The 21,331-nt window shown below is 70.1% G+C and carries 21 protein-coding genes; 11 read left to right on the top strand and 10 right to left on the bottom strand.

The window, feature by feature from the left end; translation table 11 throughout:
- Window positions 1–104: 104 nt before the first annotated feature.
- Window positions 105–545, bottom strand: a complete 441-nt coding sequence (gene mce, locus M8J73_RS39615) for a methylmalonyl-CoA epimerase (RefSeq protein WP_055540586.1) — start codon at window positions 543–545, stop codon at window positions 105–107.
- Between the two features lie 149 nt (window positions 546–694).
- Between mce and M8J73_RS39610 the strand changes: the two genes are divergently transcribed.
- Both M8J73_RS39610 and meaB read left to right on the top strand, forming a co-directional pair.
- Complete coding sequence (locus M8J73_RS39610; RefSeq protein ID WP_079055029.1) at window positions 695–1,897, top strand: acetyl-CoA C-acetyltransferase; 1,203 nt, start codon at window positions 695–697, stop codon at window positions 1,895–1,897.
- 46 nt (window positions 1,898–1,943) lie between these two features.
- Window positions 1,944–2,900, top strand: coding sequence for a methylmalonyl Co-A mutase-associated GTPase MeaB (meaB, locus tag M8J73_RS39605; RefSeq protein ID WP_055540585.1), 957 nt, complete (start codon window positions 1,944–1,946; stop codon window positions 2,898–2,900).
- A 247-nt stretch (window positions 2,901–3,147) separates the two neighbouring features.
- On the opposite strand, the gene M8J73_RS39600 is transcribed toward meaB, so the two are convergent.
- Window positions 3,148–3,864 carry a PepSY domain-containing protein gene (locus M8J73_RS39600; protein WP_055542570.1) on the bottom strand — a complete coding sequence of 239 codons (717 nt, stop codon included), beginning with the start codon at window positions 3,862–3,864 and terminating at the stop codon, window positions 3,148–3,150.
- 122 nt (window positions 3,865–3,986) lie between these two features.
- On the opposite strand from M8J73_RS39600, the gene M8J73_RS39595 reads away from it, so the two are divergent.
- Window positions 3,987–4,655 carry a response regulator transcription factor gene (locus M8J73_RS39595; protein ID WP_055542569.1) on the top strand — a complete coding sequence of 223 codons (669 nt, stop codon included), beginning with the start codon at window positions 3,987–3,989 and terminating at the stop codon, window positions 4,653–4,655.
- Window positions 4,652–6,079: a sensor histidine kinase gene (locus tag M8J73_RS39590; RefSeq protein WP_055542568.1), complete on the top strand. Its 1,428-nt coding sequence runs from the start codon at window positions 4,652–4,654 to the stop codon at window positions 6,077–6,079. Before M8J73_RS39595 ends, M8J73_RS39590 begins: the two co-directional genes overlap by 4 nt.
- A 172-nt stretch (window positions 6,080–6,251) precedes the next feature.
- On the opposite strand, the gene M8J73_RS39585 is transcribed toward M8J73_RS39590, so the two are convergent.
- The 4 genes from M8J73_RS39585 to M8J73_RS39570 form a co-directional block, all read right to left on the bottom strand.
- The gene (locus tag M8J73_RS39585) at window positions 6,252–6,728 is read right to left on the bottom strand and encodes a MarR family winged helix-turn-helix transcriptional regulator (RefSeq protein WP_055538055.1); all 477 of its coding nucleotides are present in this window, start codon (window positions 6,726–6,728) and stop codon (window positions 6,252–6,254) included.
- Window positions 6,729–6,838: 110 nt separating this feature from the next.
- Window positions 6,839–7,636 carry an AIM24 family protein gene (locus tag M8J73_RS39580; RefSeq protein ID WP_283947454.1) on the bottom strand — a complete coding sequence of 266 codons (798 nt, stop codon included), beginning with the start codon at window positions 7,634–7,636 and terminating at the stop codon, window positions 6,839–6,841.
- Between the two features lie 2 nt (window positions 7,637–7,638).
- Window positions 7,639–8,289 carry an AIM24 family protein gene (locus tag M8J73_RS39575; protein WP_055538057.1) on the bottom strand — a complete coding sequence of 217 codons (651 nt, stop codon included), beginning with the start codon at window positions 8,287–8,289 and terminating at the stop codon, window positions 7,639–7,641.
- 1 nt (window position 8,290) lies between these two features.
- Window positions 8,291–8,923 (bottom strand): AIM24 family protein, encoded by a 633-nt coding sequence (locus M8J73_RS39570; protein WP_055538058.1) that lies wholly within the window; start codon window positions 8,921–8,923, stop codon window positions 8,291–8,293.
- A 178-nt stretch (window positions 8,924–9,101) separates the two neighbouring features.
- On the opposite strand from M8J73_RS39570, the gene M8J73_RS39565 reads away from it, so the two are divergent.
- Window positions 9,102–9,446, top strand: coding sequence for a DUF3817 domain-containing protein (locus tag M8J73_RS39565; RefSeq protein ID WP_055538059.1), 345 nt, complete (start codon window positions 9,102–9,104; stop codon window positions 9,444–9,446).
- Window positions 9,443–9,736: an MTH1187 family thiamine-binding protein gene (locus M8J73_RS39560; RefSeq protein WP_055538060.1), complete on the top strand. Its 294-nt coding sequence runs from the start codon at window positions 9,443–9,445 to the stop codon at window positions 9,734–9,736. The genes M8J73_RS39565 and M8J73_RS39560 overlap by 4 nt, the downstream gene beginning before the upstream one ends.
- On the opposite strand, the gene M8J73_RS39555 is transcribed toward M8J73_RS39560, so the two are convergent.
- Window positions 9,693–11,018: an RNA-guided endonuclease InsQ/TnpB family protein gene (locus tag M8J73_RS39555; RefSeq protein WP_249829710.1), complete on the bottom strand. Its 1,326-nt coding sequence runs from the start codon at window positions 11,016–11,018 to the stop codon at window positions 9,693–9,695. The genes M8J73_RS39560 and M8J73_RS39555 overlap by 44 nt on opposite strands.
- Before the next feature lie 232 nt (window positions 11,019–11,250).
- Between M8J73_RS39555 and M8J73_RS39550 the strand changes: the two genes are divergently transcribed.
- Entirely contained in the window at window positions 11,251–12,987 is a 1,737-nt protein-coding gene (locus tag M8J73_RS39550; RefSeq protein ID WP_249829709.1) for a glycosyltransferase family 2 protein, read from the top strand.
- A gap of 3 nt (window positions 12,988–12,990) precedes the next feature.
- On the top strand, window positions 12,991–14,997 hold the full coding sequence (gene glxA / locus M8J73_RS39545; RefSeq protein WP_249829708.1) for a radical copper oxidase GlxA: 2,007 nt from the start codon (window positions 12,991–12,993) through the stop codon (window positions 14,995–14,997).
- Between the two features lie 100 nt (window positions 14,998–15,097).
- Here glxA and M8J73_RS39535 read toward each other — a convergent pair whose 3' ends face one another.
- Window positions 15,098–16,141: a glycoside hydrolase family 6 protein gene (locus M8J73_RS39535; protein WP_055537789.1), complete on the bottom strand. Its 1,044-nt coding sequence runs from the start codon at window positions 16,139–16,141 to the stop codon at window positions 15,098–15,100.
- A 176-nt stretch (window positions 16,142–16,317) separates the two neighbouring features.
- On the opposite strand from M8J73_RS39535, the gene M8J73_RS39530 reads away from it, so the two are divergent.
- Entirely contained in the window at window positions 16,318–16,827 is a 510-nt protein-coding gene (locus M8J73_RS39530; protein WP_055537790.1) for a MarR family winged helix-turn-helix transcriptional regulator, read from the top strand.
- Between the two features lie 18 nt (window positions 16,828–16,845).
- On the opposite strand, the gene M8J73_RS39525 is transcribed toward M8J73_RS39530, so the two are convergent.
- Window positions 16,846–17,187 (bottom strand): DUF3817 domain-containing protein, encoded by a 342-nt coding sequence (locus M8J73_RS39525; RefSeq protein ID WP_055523036.1) that lies wholly within the window; start codon window positions 17,185–17,187, stop codon window positions 16,846–16,848.
- A gap of 95 nt (window positions 17,188–17,282) precedes the next feature.
- Here M8J73_RS39525 and icmA point away from each other — a divergent pair, with 95 nt between their 5' ends.
- Window positions 17,283–18,983 carry a coenzyme B12-dependent isobutyryl-CoA mutase large subunit gene (gene icmA / locus M8J73_RS39520; RefSeq protein ID WP_055537791.1) on the top strand — a complete coding sequence of 567 codons (1,701 nt, stop codon included), beginning with the start codon at window positions 17,283–17,285 and terminating at the stop codon, window positions 18,981–18,983.
- A gap of 71 nt (window positions 18,984–19,054) precedes the next feature.
- On the opposite strand, the gene M8J73_RS39515 is transcribed toward icmA, so the two are convergent.
- Window positions 19,055–19,666, bottom strand: coding sequence for a TetR/AcrR family transcriptional regulator (locus M8J73_RS39515; RefSeq protein ID WP_055537799.1), 612 nt, complete (start codon window positions 19,664–19,666; stop codon window positions 19,055–19,057).
- A gap of 198 nt (window positions 19,667–19,864) precedes the next feature.
- On the opposite strand from M8J73_RS39515, the gene M8J73_RS39510 reads away from it, so the two are divergent.
- Complete coding sequence (locus tag M8J73_RS39510; RefSeq protein WP_055537792.1) at window positions 19,865–20,839, top strand: tetratricopeptide repeat protein; 975 nt, start codon at window positions 19,865–19,867, stop codon at window positions 20,837–20,839.
- The last annotated feature ends 492 nt before the right edge of the window (window positions 20,840–21,331 follow it).

Below are 21,331 nucleotides of genomic sequence, written 5' to 3'. Positions count from 1 at the left end.
GACCCCGGCCCATGAGTCCCGTCGTCGGAAGGCGGCAGGACCCGGGCCGTCGCCCGGTGAAGGGGACGGCCACCCCCAACCCTACCGGCCCATATGTACGGGGGTCAGTGCTCAGGTGACTCAACTGGCGCCGAAGTGACCAGTTCTGTCAGTACTCCATGACAATCCTTCGGGTGCAGGAACGTGATCCGTGACCCCATGGAACCGCGTCGCGGCTCCTCGTACAGGATGCGTACGCCCTTGTCCTTGATCGAGGCGGCGTCGGCGTCCACATCGGCCGTACCGAAGGCGATGTGGTGCACCCCCTCGCCGTTCTTCGCCAGCCACTTGGCGACGGTGGAGTCCTCGCGGGTCGGCTCCAGGAGCTGCAGGTAGGAGGCACCGCCGTCGTCCGTGCTGTTGATCTTGAGCATGGCCTCGCGCACGCCCTGCTCCTCGTTGACCTCGGAGTGGAACACCTCGAAGCCGTAGGTGGCACGGTAGAACTCGACGGTCTTGTCGAGGTCGAAACAGGCGATCCCGATGTGGTCGATTCGCGTCAGCATGGTGTCAGTGCAGCGCGCATCGAGCGGTTACGCAACGTGCCAGCGATCACACTCACGGCCGGGTGACGGCACGGAGTGCCACTCAGTACATTCGAAGTAAACCCTCGTTCACTCCTCGGCCGTGCAGGCTGGATAGGGGATCGCACCTCATGACTGGAACGAACGGCAGGACCTCGGTGATCGTCGCGGGCGCGCGTACGCCCATGGGGCGGTTGCTCGGGTCGCTGAAGTCCTTCTCCGGAGCCGACCTCGGCGGCTTCGCGATCAAGGCCGCCCTCGACCGTGCGGGGATCGGTGGCGACCAGGTGCAGTACGTGATCATGGGCCAGGTGCTCCAGGCCGGGGCAGGGCAGATCCCGGCACGCCAGGCCGCCGTCAAGGCGGGCATCCCGATGAACGTGCCCGCCCTCACCATCAACAAGGTGTGTCTGTCGGGCCTGGACGCCATCGCCCTCGCCGACCAGCTGATCCGCGCCGGCGAGTTCGACGTGGTCGTCGCCGGCGGCCAGGAGTCCATGACCAACGCCCCGCACCTGCTGCCGAAGTCCCGTGAGGGCTACAAGTACGGTGCGATCCAGATGCTCGACGCGATGGCGTACGACGGGCTGACGGACGCCTTCGAGGGCATCGCCATGGGCGAGTCCACCGAGAAGCACAACACCCGCCTCGGCATCCTCCGCCCGGAGCAGGACGAGTTCTCCGCCCTGTCCCACCAGCGGGCGGCCGCCGCGCAGAAGAACGGGATCTTCGACGCGGAGATCACCCCCGTGGAGATCCCGCAGCGCAAGGGCGAGCCGGTCGTCTTCAGCCAGGACGAGGGCATCCGGGGCGAGACCACCGCGGAGTCGCTGGGCAAGCTGCGCCCGGCCTTCGCCAAGGACGGCACGATCACCGCGGGCTCCGCCTCGCAGATCTCGGACGGTGCCGCGGCCGTGGTCGTGATGAGCAAGGAGAAGGCCGAGGAACTGGGCCTTCAGTGGCTCGCCGAGATCGGCGCCCACGGGAACGTCGCGGGACCGGACAACTCCTTGCAGTCGCAGCCGTCCAACGCGATCCAGCACGCCCTGAAGAAGGACGGCCTGGACGTGGCGGATCTCGACCTCATCGAGATCAACGAGGCCTTCGCGGCGGTCGCCGTGCAGTCAATGAAGGACCTCGGGGTGTCCCCTGAAAAGGTGAATGTCAACGGCGGTGCCATCGCCCTCGGCCACCCGATCGGTATGTCCGGCGCCCGTCTCGTCCTCCACCTCGCGCTGGAGCTGAGGCGGCGCGGCGGCGGGGTCGGCGCGGCCGCGCTGTGCGGCGGCGGCGGTCAGGGTGACGCGCTGATCGTGCGGGTACCCAAGGCCTGAGGCCTTCCCCTCCCAGGTGTACGTGGCTGTTCGGAACGGAGCTGTGATGCAGGACGTCCCCACGCTGGTGGCCCAGGCCAGGGAAGGGCGGCCGCGTGCCGTCGCCCGGCTGATCTCCCTGGTGGAGGGGGCGTCCCCGCAACTGCGCGAGGTGATGGCGGCGCTGGCCCCGCTGACCGGCGGGGCGTACGTCGTCGGTCTGACCGGATCGCCCGGCGTGGGCAAGTCCACGTCCACGTCGGCGCTGGTCACCGCGTACCGGAAGGCCGGCAAGCGGGTCGGCGTTCTGGCGGTGGACCCGTCCTCGCCGTTCTCCGGGGGCGCGCTGCTCGGTGACCGCGTCCGGATGTCGGAGCACGCCTCCGACCCCGGTGTCTACATCCGCTCCATGGCGACCCGCGGCCACCTCGGCGGCCTCGCCTGGGCGGCGCCGCAGGCGATCCGCGTCCTCGACGCGGCGGGCTGCGACGTGGTGCTGGTCGAGACGGTCGGTGTCGGCCAGTCGGAGGTGGAGATCGCCTCCCAGGCCGACACGTCCGTGGTGCTGCTGGCGCCCGGCATGGGTGACGGCATCCAGGCGGCCAAGGCCGGGATCCTGGAGATCGGTGACGTCTACGTCGTCAACAAGGCCGACCGGGACGGCGCCGACGCGACCGCGCGCGAGCTGAACCACATGCTCGGGCTCGGCGAGACGCGCGGCCCCGGGGACTGGCGGCCGCCGATCGTCAAGACGGTCGCGGCACGCAGCGAGGGCGTCGACGAGGTCGTCGAGGCGCTGGAGAAGCACCGGGCGTGGATGGAGGAGCGCGGGGTGCTCGCGGAGCGGCGGCGGGCCCGCGCCGCGCGCGAGGTCGAGACGATCGCGGTGACCGCGCTGCGGGAGCGGATCGGGGACCTCCACGGAGACCGCCGCCTGTCCGCTCTCGCGGAGCGGATCGTGGAGGGGGAGCTGGACCCCTACCGGGCGGCCGACGAACTGGTCGCCGGCCTGACGGAGGGGTGAGGGCGCCTTATGGGTGGGGGCCGGGGGGGGCGTCGGCGGCTGCGGGTGCGTCGTGGTTTCTCGCGCAGTTCCCCGCGCCCCTGAAGGGAACGGGCCTGCGGCCCGCCCTTCATCCTGAAAAGCACGGGGCGCAGCCCCGATCGCTTTTCAGGGGCGCGGGGCGGTGACACATGCGGCTCCGCCGCGAGGGCGCGAACAACCCCTACCGGGCCGCAGTCGAACCACGGCCCGGAAAGGCATCCGGCGGTCAGCCATTCGTGCGGTCGGCCGTGACCTTGCCCGTGTCCAGCGCCACGCGCCAGTCGCTGCCCGTGCCGTTCGCGGCGGTGGTGTCGACCTCCCACGCCTTGTCCCGGCTCTCCTCGTCGAGGTCGACGGAGGTGACGGTGCCCTTCGCGGCGGCGGCCTCCGCGGCCTCCGCGGCGGTCACCGAGCTGCCCTTGAGCGCGTCCCGGATCCGCGCGGTCTCGGCGGCGTCGTCACCGTCGTCGTCCTTCTCAGTGTGCGAGCCGAGAACCTTCCCGGTGGCCGGGTCGATCTGGACGCTGTGCCAGGAGCCGCCGCCCGTCAGTACGTCGACGTCCCACACGTAGGTCGTGCCCTCGTCGTCGAGGTCGGCGGAGACCGCCGTACCGGACGTGTGCTTCAGCGCCGCCTCGATCGCGTCGGCGGCGGTGATCTGCGCGGCCTTGGCGTCGGCCGCGTTCTCCGCCTTGTCCTCGGCGTCCTCGTCCGTGTCACGGGCGGCCCGGTCCTCGGCCTTGTCCTCCGCCTTGTCCTCGGCCCTGTCCTGCGCGGTGTCGTCGGTGTCCTGGGCGTCGTCGCGGTCGTTGTCGTCGTTCGCCACCGTGACCGTCTTCTTCGCCGGCGCCTCGTCGTCACCCGCGACCGCGATGGCGGTCGCGGTGCCTCCGCCGATCAGGGCGGCGGCCGCGACGGTGGCGATGACGATGTTGCGCTTCATGGGATTCCTCCGTCTGGTGTGCCTCGTCTGCTTTCGACGTCCACCAAGCTGGCCGAGCGACGCTGAAGCGGACCTGAAACCCCCTGAAGAACGCTTCAGGTTCGCTTTGCCAAGCTGAACGCATGCGTCTGTTGATCGTGGAAGATGAGAAGCGGCTCGCGGTGTCCCTGGCCAAGGGGCTGACGGCCGAGGGCTACGCGGTGGACGTCGTCCACGACGGCGCTGAGGGCCTGCACCGGGCGAGCGAGGGCGTCTACGACCTCGTCATCCTCGACATCATGCTGCCCGGCATGAACGGCTACCGGGTGTGCGCCGCCCTGCGAGCCGCCGGCCACGACGTGCCGATCCTGATGCTCACCGCCAAGGACGGCGAGTACGACGAGGCCGAGGGACTCGACACGGGCGCCGACGACTACCTCACCAAGCCGTTCTCGTACGTGGTCCTCGTCGCCCGGGTGAAGGCGCTGCTCAGGCGGCGCGGCCCGGCGGGCGGAGCCTCGCCCGTGCACGCGGTCGGCGATCTGCGGGTCGACACCGCCGCCCGGCGCGTGTTTCTCACCGACGACGAGGTCACGCTGACCGCCAAGGAGTTCTCCGTCCTCGAACAGCTCGTGCTCAGAGCCGGTGAGGTCGTGTCGAAGGCCGACATCCTGGAGCACGTCTGGGACTTCGCCTACGAGGGCGACCCGAACATCGTCGAGGTCTACATCAGCACCCTGCGCCGCAAGCTGGGCCCGACGCTCATCAAGACCGTCCGCGGCGCCGGATACCGACTGGAGGCCCGCCCGTGAGGCGCCGTCTGGGCTCCGTACGGGCCCGTGCCACGCTCGCGGCGACCGTGGTCGTGGCCGTCGCCCTGGTCGCCGCGGGCGCCGCGGTGCTGCTCTCGCTGCGGTTCACCCTCGTCGACAAGGCGGACACCGAGGCCGACTCCGTGGCCCGCAGTGCCGCCTCGGCGCTCGCCCACGGCTTCGCGTACGACAAGCTGAACCTGCCGGACGGCGACGAGAACCCCGTGGAGATCCTCGACCGCGCGCAGAAGCCGGTCGTGGTCGGCGAGGACGTCGAGGGCATCAGCGTGAGCGCCGTCGCCTCCGAGCGGCTCAACTCCGAGACCAACGACGACGCCGACGACCGGGCGGAGGGCGACCGGGAGGCGGAGGACGCGAACCGTCTGAAGTCCGGTGAGGTCGCCGACGAGACCTGGTACGGCGAGGGCACCGCGACCGTCGAGGGGGAGACGGCCGACTACCGGTTCGCCGCCGTCGACGTGATCACGAAGGGCGGGGTCCCTCTCACTGTCTACGCGGGCGCGCCGCTCGCCGTCGAACAGGACGCCGTGCACACCGCCTTGACGACGATGCTGATCGGGTTGCCGCTGCTCCTGCTGACGGTCAGCGGGGTGACGTACCTGGTCACCCGGCGGGCGCTGCGGCCCGTCGAGGGCATCCGCGCCGAGATGGCCGCGATCACGGCGTCCGAGGACCTCTCGCGGCGTGTCCCCGAGCCGGACACCCATGACGAGGTCGCCCGTCTGGCCCGTACGACGAACGAGACCCTCGCCGCGCTGGAGAGCTCCGTCGAACGCCAGCGCGCCTTCGTCGCCGACGCCTCGCACGAACTGCGCAGCCCGATCGCCTCCCTGCGCACCCAGCTGGAAGTGGGCGCCGCGCACCCGGAGCTGCTGGACCTGGACGGGGCCCTGGAGGACACCGTACGGCTGCAGGGGCTCGCCGCCGACCTGCTGCTCCTCGCCCGCCTCGACGCGGGGGAGCGGCCGCCGCCGGACGCGCGGTTCGACCTCGCGGCCGTCGTCCGGGAGGAGGTGGACTCCCGTCCGGGGGTGGCCCTCGACTGTGTGGCGTCGCTGGAGGTCGGTGGCTCCCGCGGCCAGATCTGCCGGGTCCTCGGCAATCTGCTGGACAACGCCGCCCGGCATGCCCGCGACCGGGTCGCCGTCACCCTGCGCGCCGAGGCCGGCGAGGCCGTCCTCCAGGTCGCCGACGACGGCTCGGGGATCGCCCCGGCCGATCGCGAGCGGATCTTCGAACGCTTCGTCCGTCTGGACGAGTCCCGGGCCCGCGACGACGGCGGCGCCGGCCTGGGCCTGGCCATCGCCAGGGACATCGCCCGCCGCCACGGAGGCACCCTGACCGTCCGGGACGCCCAAGAAGGCGGCGCCCTCTTCGAACTACGCCTCCCCAAGGAGACCTAAGGGCCTAAGGAGATCTAAGGCCCAAGGAGACTTCAGGGCGCCTTCTTCGACGTACGGCGCCCCCAGGCAACCCAGGGGCGCGGGGAACTGCGCGACCAGCCACGACGAACCCGCAGCCGACACAAGACCCGCAGCCCAGCCCCCGTAGTCTCCCGGCCCCCCAAGCGGAGCGCTACGGCTTGCCGCGATGGCTGCGCAAGTGCTCCGCGACCGGCGTCAGCGACTTGTGCAGTTCCTCCAGCGCCTCCTCCGGCAGCAGATCGATGAAGTGCCGCCGCACCGACGCCACATGGTGCGGCGCGACCCGCTGCATGGTCTCCAGCCCGTGCTCGGTCAGCACGGCGAACAGCCCGCGCCGGTCGGACTCGCAGTTCTCCCGGCGCACCAGGTTCGCGTTCTCCATGCGGGTGATCTGGTGCGAGAGGCGGCTCTTGGACTGGAGGGTCGCGGAGGCGAGGTCGCTCATCCGCATCCGCAGGCCCTCCGACTCGGAAAGGTTCACCAGGATCTCGTAGTCGTTCATTGTCAGGCCGAACGGCTGCAGATCCCTTTCGAGCTGGTGCGTCAACAGTCGGTTGACGTCCAGATGGGTGCGCCAGGCGCACTGCTCCGCATCGGTCAGCCAGCGCGTGGCCGTCTCGGTCTCCATGAATGAAGTCTACCTAAAAGGTTGAAAGGCGAACTAGTGAGGGTTGTGGTGGTACGGGTCGGAACGTGACAGCGCGCACACGTTCGATGTCACACTCCGCAGACTACCGCTCACAGCCCGAAGCGACGCTGGAGGTCCCCCAGCTGTCCGGGAAGGCGCGGTGTGCCGGCTTGCTGTCCGTAGTGGCCGGGTACCCCTCCGCCGCCGGGTACGCCCGGCTCGTGCGGCACCGCGCCCATGGCCTGCTCGGCCATCAGCGTTTCGGACGACTGGAGCAGCACCGTGCCCGCCCCGACGAACTCGAACTGGTGCTCCTCGCCGGAGGCGCCGCCGATACCCGTCAGTGCACGTAGACCGCCCATTACGCCTGTCATGTACCCATGGTCGTAGTGGTGGCAGGGGGAGGGGCAGTCGGCCCACCCGACCAGCGCCTGCGGGTCGACCCGAATGGGGGGTTCCATGAACACCACGGGGCCGTTGGAGGCGGCCACGAACTTGCCCGTCCCGATCAGCGTCAGGAACCCCGGAACGATGGACTGCTTCAGCGCGAGACTTGGCTGAAAAGCGAGGAGGTTGCCGGAGCGAATGGTCAGGTTGCCCTCGTCCAAGTCATATGAATTGACGTCGAAGGCCCGGTCGGCCAGGAGCATCTTCCCGGAGCCCTCGGCGACGACCCAGTCGCTCGCGTGCAGAGGCGAATGAAAGGACGTACGGACAAGACGGTCCAGCCGGCCGTGTCCGACGCCGTTGAACTCCATCTGCCCGTAGTAGGCGATCATCTTGCCCTTCTGCAGGAACCACTGGCTCCCCTTGAGCTCCACGCAGAAGGTGTAGTTGTTGACGTTGTCGTCGCTCGGCAGTGTCATCGGGTCGAAGACCGTCGGGCCGGCGACCGGGCCCCCGTACATGCTCACAGCTTCTCCTCCGAGGCCTGGACGTACACCGCGCCGTTGCCGCTCAGCTCCAGCTGGAACGCCTCGCCGGAGCCGCGGCCCACCATGTCGCGCCAGCCGAGCGCGGTGGACAGCTTGTTGCGCACGTCGCCGTGGTGGGCCACGTACGCCTGGGGGTCCACATGGACCGGGCGGTGGGGAGTGATGGGGACCTCGATGACTCCGCCGTGCGCCATCACGGCGACCGCGCCGTGGCCCTGGAGGGTGGTGGTGAACAGGCCCTGCCCGGTCACCTGGCCGCGGACCATGCCCATGACGCCGCCCTGCGAGCCCATGAACATCGTGCCCTGCTGGAGGGTGCCGTCGAAGGCCAGCAGACGGTCGGCCTCGACGTAGAGCGTGTCACCGGTCAGGTTGATCACCTGGATGTGGTGGCCGCCGTGCCCGAACAGGACCGTGCCGCTGCCCTCGACGGTCATCAGCGGGGTCGCCTCGCCCGCGACGCGGCGGCCGATCATCGACGCGATACCGCCCTGGCCGCCCTGGATGTTGGGCGTGAAGGACACCTCGCCCTTGTAGGCGAGCATCGCCCCGCGCTGGCTGAACAGCCGCTGGCCGGGCAGGACGGTCGCCTCGATCATCTTCGAGTTGATCTCACGGAAGGGCATCTCACACGTCTCCCGCGATCGTGTTGCGCTCGCTCGGCTGGACATAGACGAGTCCGTCGCCCTCGAAGCGCATCTGGAAGGCCTCGCCGCCGCCCTCCCCGAGCAGCGTGCGGAATGTCACACCGGACTGGAACGACTGCTGGAGGTTGCCCTGGTGGGCGATGTACGCCCCCGGGTCCACCGTCAGCGGGTACTGGTGGCTCACGCGCAGCACCACCGCCGGGCCGTCGGACATGATCGCCGCCTGGCCGTGGCCCTCTATCGTCGTGGTGAACAGGCCGTTGCCCTGCGAGGCGCCGCTCAGCCCCGTGAAGCTCGTGCCCGTCCGCAGTCCGGAGTCCGTCGCGAGCAGATTGCTCGACTCCACATACAGCTTGTCCCCCTGAAGATTAACGAGGTTGATCTCGGAGGCCCGGTCCGCGAACCAGCAGGTTCCCTGCCCGGTGACCTCCATCAACGTCATCTGTTCACCCGTGAGGCGCCGCGTCACCATCCCGCGCAGGCCCTCACCACCGCCGCTCAGCTTCTTGAACGACATCTGACCGTCGTACGCGACCATCGAGCCGTTCTTCGCCTTCACGGCGTCCCCGGTCATGTCGACAGCGAGCACCTTGCTGCCTTGAAGTCGGAACATTGCCACGGGGTGACGGTAACCGGCCGATGGCCGGACAGGACAGGGTCCAGAGGGTGATCTCGACCCTGAGGGGACCCCTAGGGCATTCAGGCGGTTGACGGATGCCAGAATGGACAGCGCTTGTGCATGCGTTCACAAAGCTCGACGACTCGCCCGCCGACCCCACCGAAGGTGACCCGTGGACATAAAGACCGCCTCCGCCCTCCGCCGCCTGCGCCTCGTCTCCGCCCCCGAGGCCGTCTCCTTCCTGCTGCTGCTCGTCTGCTCGGTGCTGAAGCGGACCACGGAGTTCAACGCGGTGCCCGTCATGGGCTGGGTCCACGCCATCCTGTTCCTGCTGTACCTGGTCTTCTGGGCCGACGCCTGGAACCGCGCGAAGTGGTCGCTGAAGACCGCTGCGCTCTACTTCGCCCTCTCCGTGCTGCCCGCCGGCGGCTTCTTCGCGGAGCGCCGGCTGCGCCGTGAGGCCGAGGACGCGGTGATCGCCTCCCGCGCCCGCAAGGAAGGGGTCGTGAACGCGTGATCGTCGCCTTCTCCGTGACGCCGCTCGGCGTCGGCGAGGACGTGGGGGAGTACGTCGCCGACGCCGTCCGTGTCGTCCGTGAATCGGGTCTGCCGCACCGCACCGACGCGATGTTCACCTCCGTCGAGGGCGACTGGGACGAGGTCATGGACGTCGTCCGCCGTGCCGTCGCCGCGGTCGAGGAGCACGCCCCGCGGGTCTCCCTGGTCCTGAAGGCGGACATCCGCCCCGGCGTGACCGACGGCCTCACCTCCAAGGTGGAGACGATCGAGCGGTACCTCGCCGATTGACTTGCACCTCGGGCTGAAGCCCTAGGATTCTGGCCTTCTCGACTGGTTGCTGTGCCTCCATCGCGGCACGGTTTCCGGTCGGGAATCCATGGCTTCCTGTTTCTTCGCGCTGTGCCGGGATCGCTCCTGGTCTTACCGGCGCTCCGCAGGCCGTCACCGCCAGTCCGGCGGCCGTCTTGATGTTGATCGCGGCGTTGACGTCCCGGTCGTGGACGGTGCCGCAGGCGACACACGTCCACTCCCGGACGTCGAGGGGTTTGGGCCCGTCCACGGCGCCGCAGGCGGAGCAGGTCTGGGAGGTCGGCGTGAACCGGCCGATCGTGACCAGGGTGCGGCCGTACCGTGCTGCCTTGTACTTCAGCATGCCGATGAACGATGACCAGCCGGCGTCGTGCACGGATTTGGCCAGCCTGGTGCGTGCCAGTCCCGCCACCGAGAGGTCCTCCACGGCGATTGCTTGGTTCTCGCAGATCAGCTTCGTGGAGAGCTGGTGGTGGAACTCACGGCGCGCGTCAGCAACTTTGGTGTGGGCGCGGGCGACCTTCAGGCGGGCTTTGGCCCGGTTCTTCGATCCCTTCTGTTTGCGGCACAGCTCTTTCTGGGTCTTCTTCAGCTTCTTCTCCGCCCGGCGCAGGAAGCGCGGGGAGTCGATCTTCGTGCCGTCGGAGAGGACCGCGAAGTGAGTGAGGCCGAGATCGATGCCGATGGTGCGGTCGGACTCGGGCATCCGGCCGGCGTCGGCGGCGGGGTCGGTGTCGATGACGAAGGAGGCGAAGTACCGGCCGGCCGCGTCCTTGATGACGGTGACGGAGGTGGGGGTGGCGGGCAGGGTGCGGGACCATTTCACCTTCACCGTGCCGATCTTCGGCAGGCTCAGCCGTCCGCTGCCGGTGATGTTCCAGCGGGCGTTGGCGGTGAACCGGATCGACTGCCGGGCGTCCTTACGGGACTTGAAGCGGGGCGAGCCGACCTTCGGCCCCTTGCGGGCGCCTTTGAGGAAGGCGAAGAAGTTGCGGTAGGCGGCCTCGGCGTCCCGCAGGGACTGTTGGAGGACGACGGCGGAGACCTCACCCAGCCAGGACCGTTCCGCAGTCCGTTTCGCCTCGGTGACCAGCCTCCTCGACAGCTCTCCGGCTGTCGGGAACGGCTGCCCGGCCCGGCGGGTGTCCTCGCGGGCTCGCACCGCGTCGTTGAACACGACACGGGCGCACCCGAACGCCCTGGCCAGCGCGGTGCGCTGACCGGCATCCGGGTAGAGCCTGAACGCGTACCGGAGCTGCATGACGATCACACTAGGGAGACCGCACACGCGTCACCAGAGAGAACAGACGAACGAATCATCACCCTGACTCTCCCGCCCCAACCCACCCCCGGGGTGCGAGCGCTACGCCGTCTGCCGTAATGGGCGGGCACCCGCCGGGATGTCCTCCGTTCGGCCCACTCCGGATCGACGTACCGCCATTCGCGCTCTTTCGTGGAGGTATCGCCTCGTCGTTCGATCGCGGGAGGGCGCTGTGGGACCGGAGGGCTATGACTACGACACCCACAGCCGCCTGGCGGGACCGCTCACGGAGCCGTCGGGGCCGGTCCACCGGGTGCGGTACACCAAGCTCCTGGCGAAGGAGCCGCACCGCATACGCGCCGTCCTGCTGATGACGCTCGCGCCGGTCCTCACGGGCGTCCTGCTGATCTACCTCGTCTGGCCGACCCACTGGGTGGAGCGCGAGGGCGCGGACAGCTGGCTGGTGGGCCTCGACATCGTGATGCTGACGGCGATCGGGCTGATCGAGCTCTTCATGGTCGTCAACGTCGTGTCCATCGCCCACGCGACGATGGTCGCCCGCGACCCCATACCCGTGGTCCCCGAACCCGGCACGCGTGTCGCCTTCCTCACCACCTACGTCCCCGGCAAGGAACCCCTCTCCATGGTCCGGGCCACCCTGGAGGGCGCGACCCGGATACGGCACGACGGCCACCTCGACGTGTGGCTCCTCGACGAGGGCGACGACGACCTGGCCAGGGCCCTGTGCGCGGAACTGGGTGTCCGGCACTTCACCCGCAAGGGGAGGGCCGAGTGGAACCGCCCCAAGGGCCCCCACAAGGCCCGCACGAAGCACGGGAACTACAACGCGTGGATCGCGGCGCACGGCGAGGAGTACGCGTTCTTCGCCTCCGTCGACACCGACCACGTACCGCTGCCGAACTTCCTCGAACGGATGATGGGGTACTTCCGCGACCCGGACGTCGCGTTCGTCGTCGGCCCCCAGGTGTACGGCAACTACACCGCCCCGGTCACCAAGGCCGCCGAGTCGCAGCAGTTCCTCTTCCACGCCCTCATCCAGCGCGCCGGCAACCGCTACCGCGCCCCCATGTTCGTCGGCACCAACAATGTCGTACGCGTCGCCGCCCTGCGGCAGATCGGCGGACTGCGCGACTCGATCACCGAGGACATGGCCACCGGCTTCGAGCTGCACCGCCACCGCAACCCCGCCACGGGCGCGTACTGGCGGTCCGTGTACACACCGGACGTGCTGGCCGTCGGCGAGGGGCCCGCCTCCTGGACGGACTTCTTCTCCCAGCAGACGCGCTGGTCGCGCGGCACGTACGAGACGCTCTTCAAGCAGTACTGGAAGGCGCCGTTCACGATGCCGTGGGGCCGCCTCTTCTCGTACACGCTGATGCTCGTCTACTACCCGATGACGGCCGTCAACTGGCTGCTCGGCATCGTCAGCTGTGTGCTGTTCCTGTGCTTCGGAGCGTCCGGCACCCAGGTCACCCCCTCCGTGTGGCTGATGCTGTACAGCGACGCGGCCGCCCTCCAGGTCGGGCTCTATCTGTGGAACCGCAGGCACAACGTCTCGCCGCACGAGCCGGAGGGGTCGGGCGGGCTCGCCGGGATGGCCATGTCCGCGCTCTCCGCGCCCATCTACCTGAAGTCCCTCGGCGCCGCGCTGCTGAGGCTGCCCTGCCGTTTCGTCGTCACCCCCAAGGGCGGCGACGCCAGCCCCGACCGGCTGCTGACCTTCCGCATCCATCTGTTCTGGGCGGCCGTGCTCTCCGCGTCGCTGACCGTCTCGCTCCTGCTCGGCCACAGCCATGTGGCCATGCGCACCTGGGCGGTCCTCGCCACGGCCGTCTCGCTGGCGCCCGTCGCGGTGTGGGCCGTCACCCGGCACCGTGAACGCCGGGCGGGCGCCCCTGCCCCCACCCCGGCCCCCTCGGTCTCCGGCACCGCGACGGGAGGCAACTAGGCCATGGCGCACCGGCTCCCGAAGAAGACCAAGACGCACCGGCTCCCGAAGAAGACCGAGGCGCACCGGCTCTCGAGGACCAAGCGGACCGCCCTCGGCATCGGAGGCGTCGCCCTCCTCGCCGGGCTGAACGCCCCGGCGGTGATCGGCTTCGCCGAGAAGCATTACCACGAGTGGAAGATCGCCCAGCCCGGCTACAAGGCCCTCTACGGCTCCTGGTCGCAGGTCGACATCCCGCGCGAGTTCCGCACCAACGCCATCCACGCGGCCCTGCTGCACACCGGCAAGGTGCTGATCGTCGCCGGCTCGGGCAACGAGCAGAAGAAATTCGACAAGGGGTCCTTCGACACCGTCCTGTGGGACCCGGTGAGGAACACGTTCAAGAGGATCCCGACCCCCGTCGACTTCTTCTGCGCGGGCCACGCCCAGCTGCCCTCCGGCCGGCTCCTGGTGGCCGGCGGCACCGCCCGCTACGAGCTGCTGGCCGGCGAGGTCGAACGGGCCGGCGGCGGCATGCGCGTCAAGAACGAGAACCCCGACCGGGCCGTGTTCCTGGAGAAGGGCACCCGCTTCCGCTCACCGTCAGGCACCGAGTACGTCAGCCGCTTCGACGTCACCGTCCCCAGGGCGAAGCGCGCCTTCGACATCACGTACGACGCGGCCGGCGTGATGCAGCCGTGGCGGACGAAGGTCACCGCGAGCGAGGCCCGGGTCTTCGTCGAGGCCGTCGGGAAGGGCCCGCGGTTCGTCACCGACCAGCAGGCCCAGTACGAGATCGTCGGGCTGACGGGCCGGGCGGCCGACGACACCTACGGCCTCTCCGAGAAGATCACCCTCGACAAGCAGGACTTCCAGGGGATCAGGGCGGCCTACGAGTTCGACCCGGTGGCGGAGAAGTACGTGTCGGTCGCGCCCATGGCGAAGGCCCGCTGGTACCCCACACTGGTCGGTCTGCAGGACGGTCGGGTGCTCGCCGTGTCCGGGCTCGACGACGTCGGGGTCGTCGACCCGGGCGACAACGAGATCTACGACCCGGCGACCAGGAAGTGGAAGCCGGGGCCCGAGCGGTACTTCCCCACGTACCCGGCCCTCTTCCTCACCAAGGGCGGCAAGCTGTTCTACCCGGCCTCCAACGCCGGGTACGGTCCCGCCGACGCGGGCCGGGTGCCGGGCCTGTGGGACCTCAGGACCAACACGTTCGAGAAGGTGCCGGGTCTGACGGACGCCGACCGGACGGAGACCTCGGCCTCCGTGCTGCTGCCGCCCGCGCAGGACCAGAAGGTGATGATCCTCGGCGGCGGAGGCGTCGGCGAGTCACGGAAGTCGACCTCGCGCACGGCGGTCGTCGACCTGAAACAGGACTCCCCGGCCTTCCAGGACGGCCCCGACCTTCCCCAGGGCACCCGCTATCTGAACAGCGTGATCATGCCCGACGACACCGTCTTCACCTCCAACGGCTCCCGCGACTACCGCGGCCGCAGCGCCAGCAACATCCTCAAGGCGCAGTTCTACGACCCCCGGACCAACTCCTTCCGGGGCGCCGCCGCCCCCCGGGTGGGCCGCAACTACCACTCCGAGGCGCTGCTCCTGCCGGACGGCCGCGTCGCCACCTTCGGCTCCGACCCGCTCTTCGACGACCAGCAGAACACCAAGCTGGGCCACTTCGAGCAGCGCATGGAGATCTACACACCGCCGCGGCTGCACGAGTACGGCAAGGACCGTCCCGTTCTCGGCGACGGCCCTCAGGAGACCGACGCCAAGGGCCGCGCCACCTTCGCCACCGCCCACCCGGGGCGGATCGTCGAGGCCCGGCTGATGCGGCCCAGCGCGGTCACCCACTCCACCGACGTCGAACAGCGGTCCATCGCGCTGGAGGTCACCCGGACCCGCGATTCGATCACCGTCGACGTCCCGTCGGACCGGACCCTCGTCCCGCCGGGCTGGTACATGCTGTTCGTGACGGACGCGCGGGGCACACCGTCGGTGGCCAAGTGGGTCCAGGTGCGGTGACGGGGCCGGGCGCGGCGACGGATTCAGGTGCGGCGACGGGGTCAGATGCGGTGACGGGTTCGGGCGCGGTGACGGGTTCGGGCGCGGTGACGCCGGGGGGCTACGCCTTCGTGTTGCGGGCCAGGCCGAGGGCGTAGTCCGGCCACCATGTGCCCGCCGCCGGTCCGCCCCGGCACTCCCCGTCCGACTCCCCGGGGCGCTTGATCCACAGATACGCGTCGAGGACCGGCGACCCGGTGTCCGTGGTGGGTGCCGTGCCGAGGGCCCTGCCGGGCGGGTTGCACCAGGCGGTGCCGCGCTCACCGTTCAGCGGGCCGTTGCCGTTGCGGCTGGTGTCGACGACGAAGTGCTTGCCGCCGAGGGCCTCGGACAGCCTGAGGCCGTACGCCCTGGTCGCGGCGTCGGTCTGGAAGTTGGAGACGTTGAGGGCGAAGCCGTCGGCCCGGCCGATGCCGGAGCGGCGCAGCGGCGCGACGAGGTCGCGGGGGTCGGCGATCCAGGCGGGGTTGCCGGCGTCGACGTACACCTTGGTGCGGGGCCGCTCCTTCAGCCGGTCGACGGCCTCGCCCAGCAGTCCCTCGCGCTCGGCGTGGTACTCGCCGGGGGTGCAGCCGTCCACGATGTGGGCGACCGCGTCCGGTTCCAGGACGACCAGGGCGTCGCCGCCCCCGAGGGCGCCGGTGAAGGCGTCGATCCACCGCAGATAGGCCCCCGAGTCCTCGGCGCCGCCCGCCGAGTGCCGGCCGCAGTCGCGGTGCGGGATGTTGTACGCGACGAAGACCGCCGTGCGGTGCTCCCGGCCCGCCGCCTCGACGGCCTTGGCGATCACCGGCACCGGGTCGTCGCCGGCCGGCCACAGGGCGGTCGGCCGCTCGGCGATCCGGCGCAGCAGGGCGGCGTCCCGTGCACGGCCCTCGTCCTTCCACCGCTCGATCTGCCGGGCCGCGGGGCTCGCCGGGTCCACCCAGAAGGGGGACCCGGCGGCGGGCCGTACGGCGTCACCGGCCTTCTCGGTGGCGCCGCCGACGGAGGTGTCGCCGGTGCCGCTCCCGGGCGGGGATCCCGGCGATGCGCAGCCCGCCGCGAGCCCGAGCGCGGTGAGGGCCGAGAGGACGGCGAGCGACGTACGGGTCGGCCGGGACATGGCGCTCCCTCTGCTCCCAGGGTGGTGACGTGCCGTGACGATATATCACCGATCGTTACACAAGGTGATAATTCGACTCGGTTGCGACACTGTCCGCGGAGGGTCGCCGTCCTGCCGGGCGACCGAAAGGCGAGACGGGGCTGACCGGCATGTGACCGGCCGGTAAGGTCGGTGCCGTGCCGAAGCCGCTCAGCCTCTCCTTCGATCCCATCTCGCGCGCCGACGAGCACTGGAAGCAGCGCTGGGGAAGCGTCCCGTCCATGGCCGCGATCACCTCGATCATGCGTGCCCAGCAGATCCTGCTGGCGGAGGTCGACGCGGTCGTCAAGCCGTACGGGCTGACCTTCGCGCGCTACGAGGCGCTGGTGCTGCTCACCTTCTCGCAGAAGGGCGAGCTGCCGATGTCCAAGATCGGTGAGCGCCTCATGGTCCACCCCACGTCCGTGACGAACACGGTGGACCGGCTGGTGAAGTCGGGTCTCGTCGACAAGCGCCCCAACCCCAACGACGGCCGCGGCACCCTTGCCTCGATCACCGACAAGGGCCGTGAGGTCTGTGACGCTGCCACCCGCGACCTCATGGCCATGGACTTCGGCCTCGGCGCCTACGACGACGAGGAGTGCGCGGAGATCTTCGCGATGCTCCGCCCGCTGCGGGTGGCGGCGGGGGACTTCGAGGAGAGCTGAGCGGCGACGACCGCCGGGTCAGGCCGCGGCGGTCTCGGTCGCCGGGTCCTCGATGACCAGGGGCTCGGCCTCACGGGTGATCCGGCGCTCGACGAAGAAGGCGGCGGTCGGGACCGTGCCCGCGAGCAGGACCCACAGCAGACGCCCGACCGGCAGCTTCATCTTGTTGCCGAGGTCGAAGGCGAAGACCAGGTACAGCACGTACAGCCAGCCGTGGGCGAAGCCCACCACGGTGACGAAGGTGTCGAAGCCGTCCAGGCCCAGCACGCGCTTCCCGATCACGCCCGCCGTGAGCAGGATCAGCAGCACGGCCGTGACGAGGGCCAGCACTCGGTAGCGGGTCAAGACGCTCTTCTTCATGCCGTTGAGCGTAACGGGTGCTTCCATGGCCCTTTCGGGCGCGTCCTGACCTGCGTCACTGTCCTTTACTAGGACGTCCTAGTAAATTGGGGTGTATGGACGCTGACGCCATCGAGGAGGGTCGCCGTCGTTGGCAGGCCCGGTTCGACGCCGCGCGCAAGCGCGAGGCAGACTTCACCACGCTGTCCGGCGATCCGGTGGAGCCCGTCTACGGCCCCCGGCCCGGGGACGTGTACGACGGGTTCGAGCGGATCGGATGGCCGGGGGAGTACCCGTTCACGCGGGGGCTCCACGCGACCGGCTACCGGGGGCGGACCTGGACGATCCGGCAGTTCGCCGGGTTCGGCAACGCCGAGCAGACGAACGAGCGGTACAAGATGATCCTCGCCAACGGCGGCGGGGGCCTGTCCGTGGCGTTCGACATGCCCACCCTCATGGGGCGGGACTCCGACGACCCCCGGTCGCTGGGCGAGGTCGGGCACTGCGGCGTCGCCGTCGACTCCGCCGCCGACATGGAGGTCCTGTTCAAGGACATCCCGCTCGGGGACGTCACGACGTCCATGACCATCAGCGGGCCCGCCGTGCCCGTCTTCTGCATGTACCTCGTCGCCGCCGAGCGGCAGGGCGTCGATCCGGGCGTGCTGAACGGCACCCTGCAGACCGACATCTTCAAGGAGTACATCGCGCAGAAGGAGTGGCTGTTCCAGCCCGAGCCGCACCTCAGGCTCATCGGCGACCTCATGGAGCACTGCGCGGAGCGGATCCCCGCGTACAAGCCGCTGTCCGTCTCCGGCTACCACATCCGTGAGGCCGGGGCCACGGCCGCGCAGGAGCTGGCGTACACCCTGGCCGACGGCTTCGGGTACGTGGAGCTGGGGCTCAGCCGCGGGCTGGACGTCGACGTGTTCGCGCCCGGGCTGTCCTTCTTCTTCGACGCGCACGTCGACTTCTTCGAGGAGATCGCCAAGTTCCGCGCGGCACGCCGGATCTGGGCCCGTTGGATGCGCGAGGTGTACGGGGCGCGCACCGACAAGGCTCAGTGGCTGCGGTTCCACACCCAGACCGCCGGTGTCTCGCTGACCGCGCAGCAGCCGTACAACAACGTGGTGCGCACGGCGGTGGAGGCGCTCTCCGCGGTCCTCGGCGGGACCAACTCCCTGCACACCAACGCCCTGGACGAGACCCTCGCGCTGCCCTCCGAGCAGGCCGCCGAGATCGCGCTGCGCACGCAGCAGGTGCTGATGGAGGAGACCGGCGTCGCCAACGTCGCCGACCCGCTGGGCGGTTCGTGGTACGTCGAGCAGCTGACGGACCGTATCGAGGCCGACGCCGAGAAGATCTTCGAGCAGATCAAGGAGCGCGGGCTGCGGGCCCACCCCGACGGGCGGCATCCGATCGGGCCGATGACCTCCGGGATCCTGCGGGGCATCGAGGACGGGTGGTTCACCGGCGAGATCGCCGAGTCCGCCTTCCGCTACCAGCAGGCCCTGGAGAAGGGCGAGAAGCGCGTGGTCGGCGTCAACGTCCACCACGGCTCCGTCACCGGCGACCTGGAGATCCTGCGGGTCGGCCACGAGGTCGAGCGCGAGCAGGTACGGGTGCTGGCCGGGCGGAAGTCCGCCCGCGACGACGCGGCGGTCCGGCGCGCGCTGGACGCCATGCTCGTCGCCGCGCGGGACGGGTCGAACATGATCGGGCCGATGCTGGACGCGGTCCGCGCGGAGGCCACGCTGGGCGAGATCTGCGGGGCCCTGCGGGACGAATGGGGCGTCTACACGGAGCCCGCGGGCTTCTAGACGTTCTAGACGCCGTTCGCGGAAGGGGGCGCGCGTGCGCCGGCCGTTCGGCACGGTCGCGTGCGTCCCCCTCAGCCCGCCGCCCCGCCCAGGCCCACCAGCAGGAGCCTGGTGAAGGCGCGCACCCACTGCTCGTCGGCCGGTTCCGCGCTCACCAGCGTGCGGTGGATCACCGCGCCCGCCACGACGTCGAAGATGAGGTCGACGGTCGTCGGGTCGGACTCCGGCGGGAGTTCACCGCGGGCCTGGGCACGGGTGCGGCCCTCCAGGACCAGCCGCTTCTGGCGTTCGACGATGGACGTGCGGATGCGTTCGCGCAGCGCGTCGTCGCGGGTCGACTCGGCGAGTACGGCCATCAGGCCGCTGCGTGCCTCGGGGCGGGCGAGGATCGCGGCGAACTGCAGCACCACGCCCTCGATGTCCGCCGCGAGGCTGCCCCGGTTGGGGATCTCCAGCTCGTCGAAGAGCTCGGCCACCGCGTCGACCACGAGCTCGTTCTTGCCCGCCCAGCGGCGGTAGAGGGTCGTCTTGGCCACCCCGGCGCGCGTCGCCACGTCGCCCAGCGTCAGCTTCGACCAGCCCAGCTCCACGAGAGCCTCCCGGGTGGCCGCCAGGATCGCGGCGTCCGCCGTGGCGCTGCGCGGACGCCCCGTGGCGCGGGAGGCGGGGGTGCGGCTCTGCATGCCGCCGACCATATCCGGCCGTTCTTCGGCGTCCAGGCATGTCGTGCCCGGTGCCGTGAGGCAGATCACCGGGGAGTGGGTACATAGGAGTCGCGAGTGCAGTTACGCTACGGGTCGTAGCGAAAGCTCGTGCACCAGGGGGACGGTCGGCCTCGCGACGCTTTTCACGCGCGCGCCCGGAGGGGGGAGGATGTACTCATGCAGCCACGGAACATGTCCATGAGCGGAGTCGTCGACCTCGCCGCGGTGAAGGCGGCCCAGGAGGCCAAGGCGAAGGCGGAGCAGGCGCGCGCCGAAGCGGCCCGCCAGGGCGGCCAAGGAGCGGTCTCCCCGGCCGACCTGGTCATCGACGTCGATGAGGCCGGGTTCGAGAGGGAGGTCCTCCAGCGCTCCACCGAGGTGCCCGTCGTCATCGACTTCTGGGCCGAGTGGTGCCAGCCCTGCAAGCAGCTCAGCCCCGTGCTGGAGCGGCTGGCCGTCGAGTACAACGGCAAGTTCGTCCTCGCCAAGATCGATGTCGACGCGAACCAGATGCTGATGCAGCAGTTCGGGATCCAGGGGATCCCGGCGGTGTTCGCCGTCGTCGCCGGGCAGGCGCTGCCCCTCTTCCAGGGCGCCGCCCCCGAGCAGCAGATCCGCGCCACCCTCGACCAGCTCGTGCAGGTCGCCGAGCAGCGCTTCGGCCTCACCGGCCTCGTGGTCGACCCCGAGGCCGAGCCGGGTGCCGTCGAGTCGGCCCCGCAAATCCCGGCCGGCCCCTACGACCATCTGCTCGCCGCCGCCGTGCAGGCCCTGGACGCGGGCGACTTCGGCGGCGCGGTGCAGGCGTACAAGAACGTGCTGAGCGACGACCCGGGCAACATCGAGGCCAAGTTGGGCCTCGCGCAGGCCGAGTTGTTGCAGCGGGTGCAGGGCATGGACCCGCAGGAGGTGCGCAAGGCCGCGGCGGAGAACCCCGCCGATGTGTCGGCGCAGATCGCGGCCGCCGACCTCGACCTCGTGGGCGGACATGTGGAGGACGCCTTCGGGCGGCTCGTCGAGACGGTCCGGCGGTCGGCGGGCGACGAGCGGGAGGCCGCGCGGCTGCGGCTGATCGAGCTGTTCGAGGTCGTCGGGTCCGACGATCCGCGGGTGACCGCGGCCCGCCGGGCGCTGGCGCGGGCGTTGTTCTGAGACAGGTTCCGGGGCGGGCCGCGCCGGCCCGCCCCGCCTCGCCCTCCGCGCCCACGCCTCGGCGTGGGCGCACGGCTGTGATGTGGCGGAACGCGTGTTGCCGGAGTGAGAGATTTGGCGACACGGCGACATCCTGGCCGCCCTTTACCAAATCTTGGTAATCCCGGTCGCTGTTACTGGCAGTAAGAGAACCGCGCCGATGTGTCGGACTCTGTCCGACTGTCAACCACTCTGTCGCCTCACTCGGGGCGACCCAGGGTCGCTGCCCGATGCCAATGGGTCGTTGTTCGGTTATCCGTCCGTTACTAGCGAGTAACGAACCCCCTTGCGGGGGCGGCGAGAATGCACCACGATCGGCGACGCTCGGTCCAATCCCGTACCCCGCCGGCCAGTCGGGTCAACGGGTTTTCTGGGTCCCCACCGAGTAGAGCCGGCGACAGTGGCGTCGTCTCTTGGACAGGGGGGTCTCCGCCGCAACGGTGGAGCCTGTCC

Origin of the sequence: Streptomyces neyagawaensis (assembly GCF_023516595.1) — a bacterium.
Lineage (GTDB): Bacteria > Actinomycetota > Actinomycetes > Streptomycetales > Streptomycetaceae > Streptomyces > Streptomyces neyagawaensis.
This window is presented reverse-complemented; position numbering and strand designations above follow the sequence as displayed.

Excerpts from the sequence above, each read along its gene's own strand:
- M8J73_RS39575 (WP_055538057.1), bottom strand. The coding sequence starts at position 8,289 with ATGCCCTTCCGTGAGATCAACTCGAAGATGATCGAGGCGACCGTCCTG.
- meaB (WP_055540585.1), top strand. The coding sequence starts at position 1,944 with ATGCAGGACGTCCCCACGCTGGTGGCCCAGGCCAGGGAAGGGCGGCCG.
- glxA (WP_249829708.1), top strand. The coding sequence starts at position 12,991 with ATGGCGCACCGGCTCCCGAAGAAGACCAAGACGCACCGGCTCCCGAAG.
- M8J73_RS39595 (WP_055542569.1), top strand. The coding sequence starts at position 3,987 with ATGCGTCTGTTGATCGTGGAAGATGAGAAGCGGCTCGCGGTGTCCCTG.
- M8J73_RS39600 (WP_055542570.1), bottom strand. The coding sequence starts at position 3,864 with ATGAAGCGCAACATCGTCATCGCCACCGTCGCGGCCGCCGCCCTGATC.
- mce (WP_055540586.1), bottom strand. The coding sequence starts at position 545 with ATGCTGACGCGAATCGACCACATCGGGATCGCCTGTTTCGACCTCGAC.
- M8J73_RS39525 (WP_055523036.1), bottom strand. The coding sequence starts at position 17,187 with ATGAAGAAGAGCGTCTTGACCCGCTACCGAGTGCTGGCCCTCGTCACG.
- M8J73_RS39570 (WP_055538058.1), bottom strand. The coding sequence starts at position 8,923 with ATGTTCCGACTTCAAGGCAGCAAGGTGCTCGCTGTCGACATGACCGGG.
- M8J73_RS39580 (WP_283947454.1), bottom strand. The coding sequence starts at position 7,636 with ATGTACGGGGGCCCGGTCGCCGGCCCGACGGTCTTCGACCCGATGACA.
- M8J73_RS39510 (WP_055537792.1), top strand. The coding sequence starts at position 19,865 with ATGCAGCCACGGAACATGTCCATGAGCGGAGTCGTCGACCTCGCCGCG.
- M8J73_RS39515 (WP_055537799.1), bottom strand. The coding sequence starts at position 19,666 with ATGCAGAGCCGCACCCCCGCCTCCCGCGCCACGGGGCGTCCGCGCAGC.
- icmA (WP_055537791.1), top strand. The coding sequence starts at position 17,283 with ATGGACGCTGACGCCATCGAGGAGGGTCGCCGTCGTTGGCAGGCCCGG.
- M8J73_RS39555 (WP_249829710.1), bottom strand. The coding sequence starts at position 11,018 with ATGCAGCTCCGGTACGCGTTCAGGCTCTACCCGGATGCCGGTCAGCGC.
- M8J73_RS39610 (WP_079055029.1), top strand. The coding sequence starts at position 695 with ATGACTGGAACGAACGGCAGGACCTCGGTGATCGTCGCGGGCGCGCGT.
- M8J73_RS39535 (WP_055537789.1), bottom strand. The coding sequence starts at position 16,141 with ATGTCCCGGCCGACCCGTACGTCGCTCGCCGTCCTCTCGGCCCTCACC.
- M8J73_RS39585 (WP_055538055.1), bottom strand. The coding sequence starts at position 6,728 with ATGGAGACCGAGACGGCCACGCGCTGGCTGACCGATGCGGAGCAGTGC.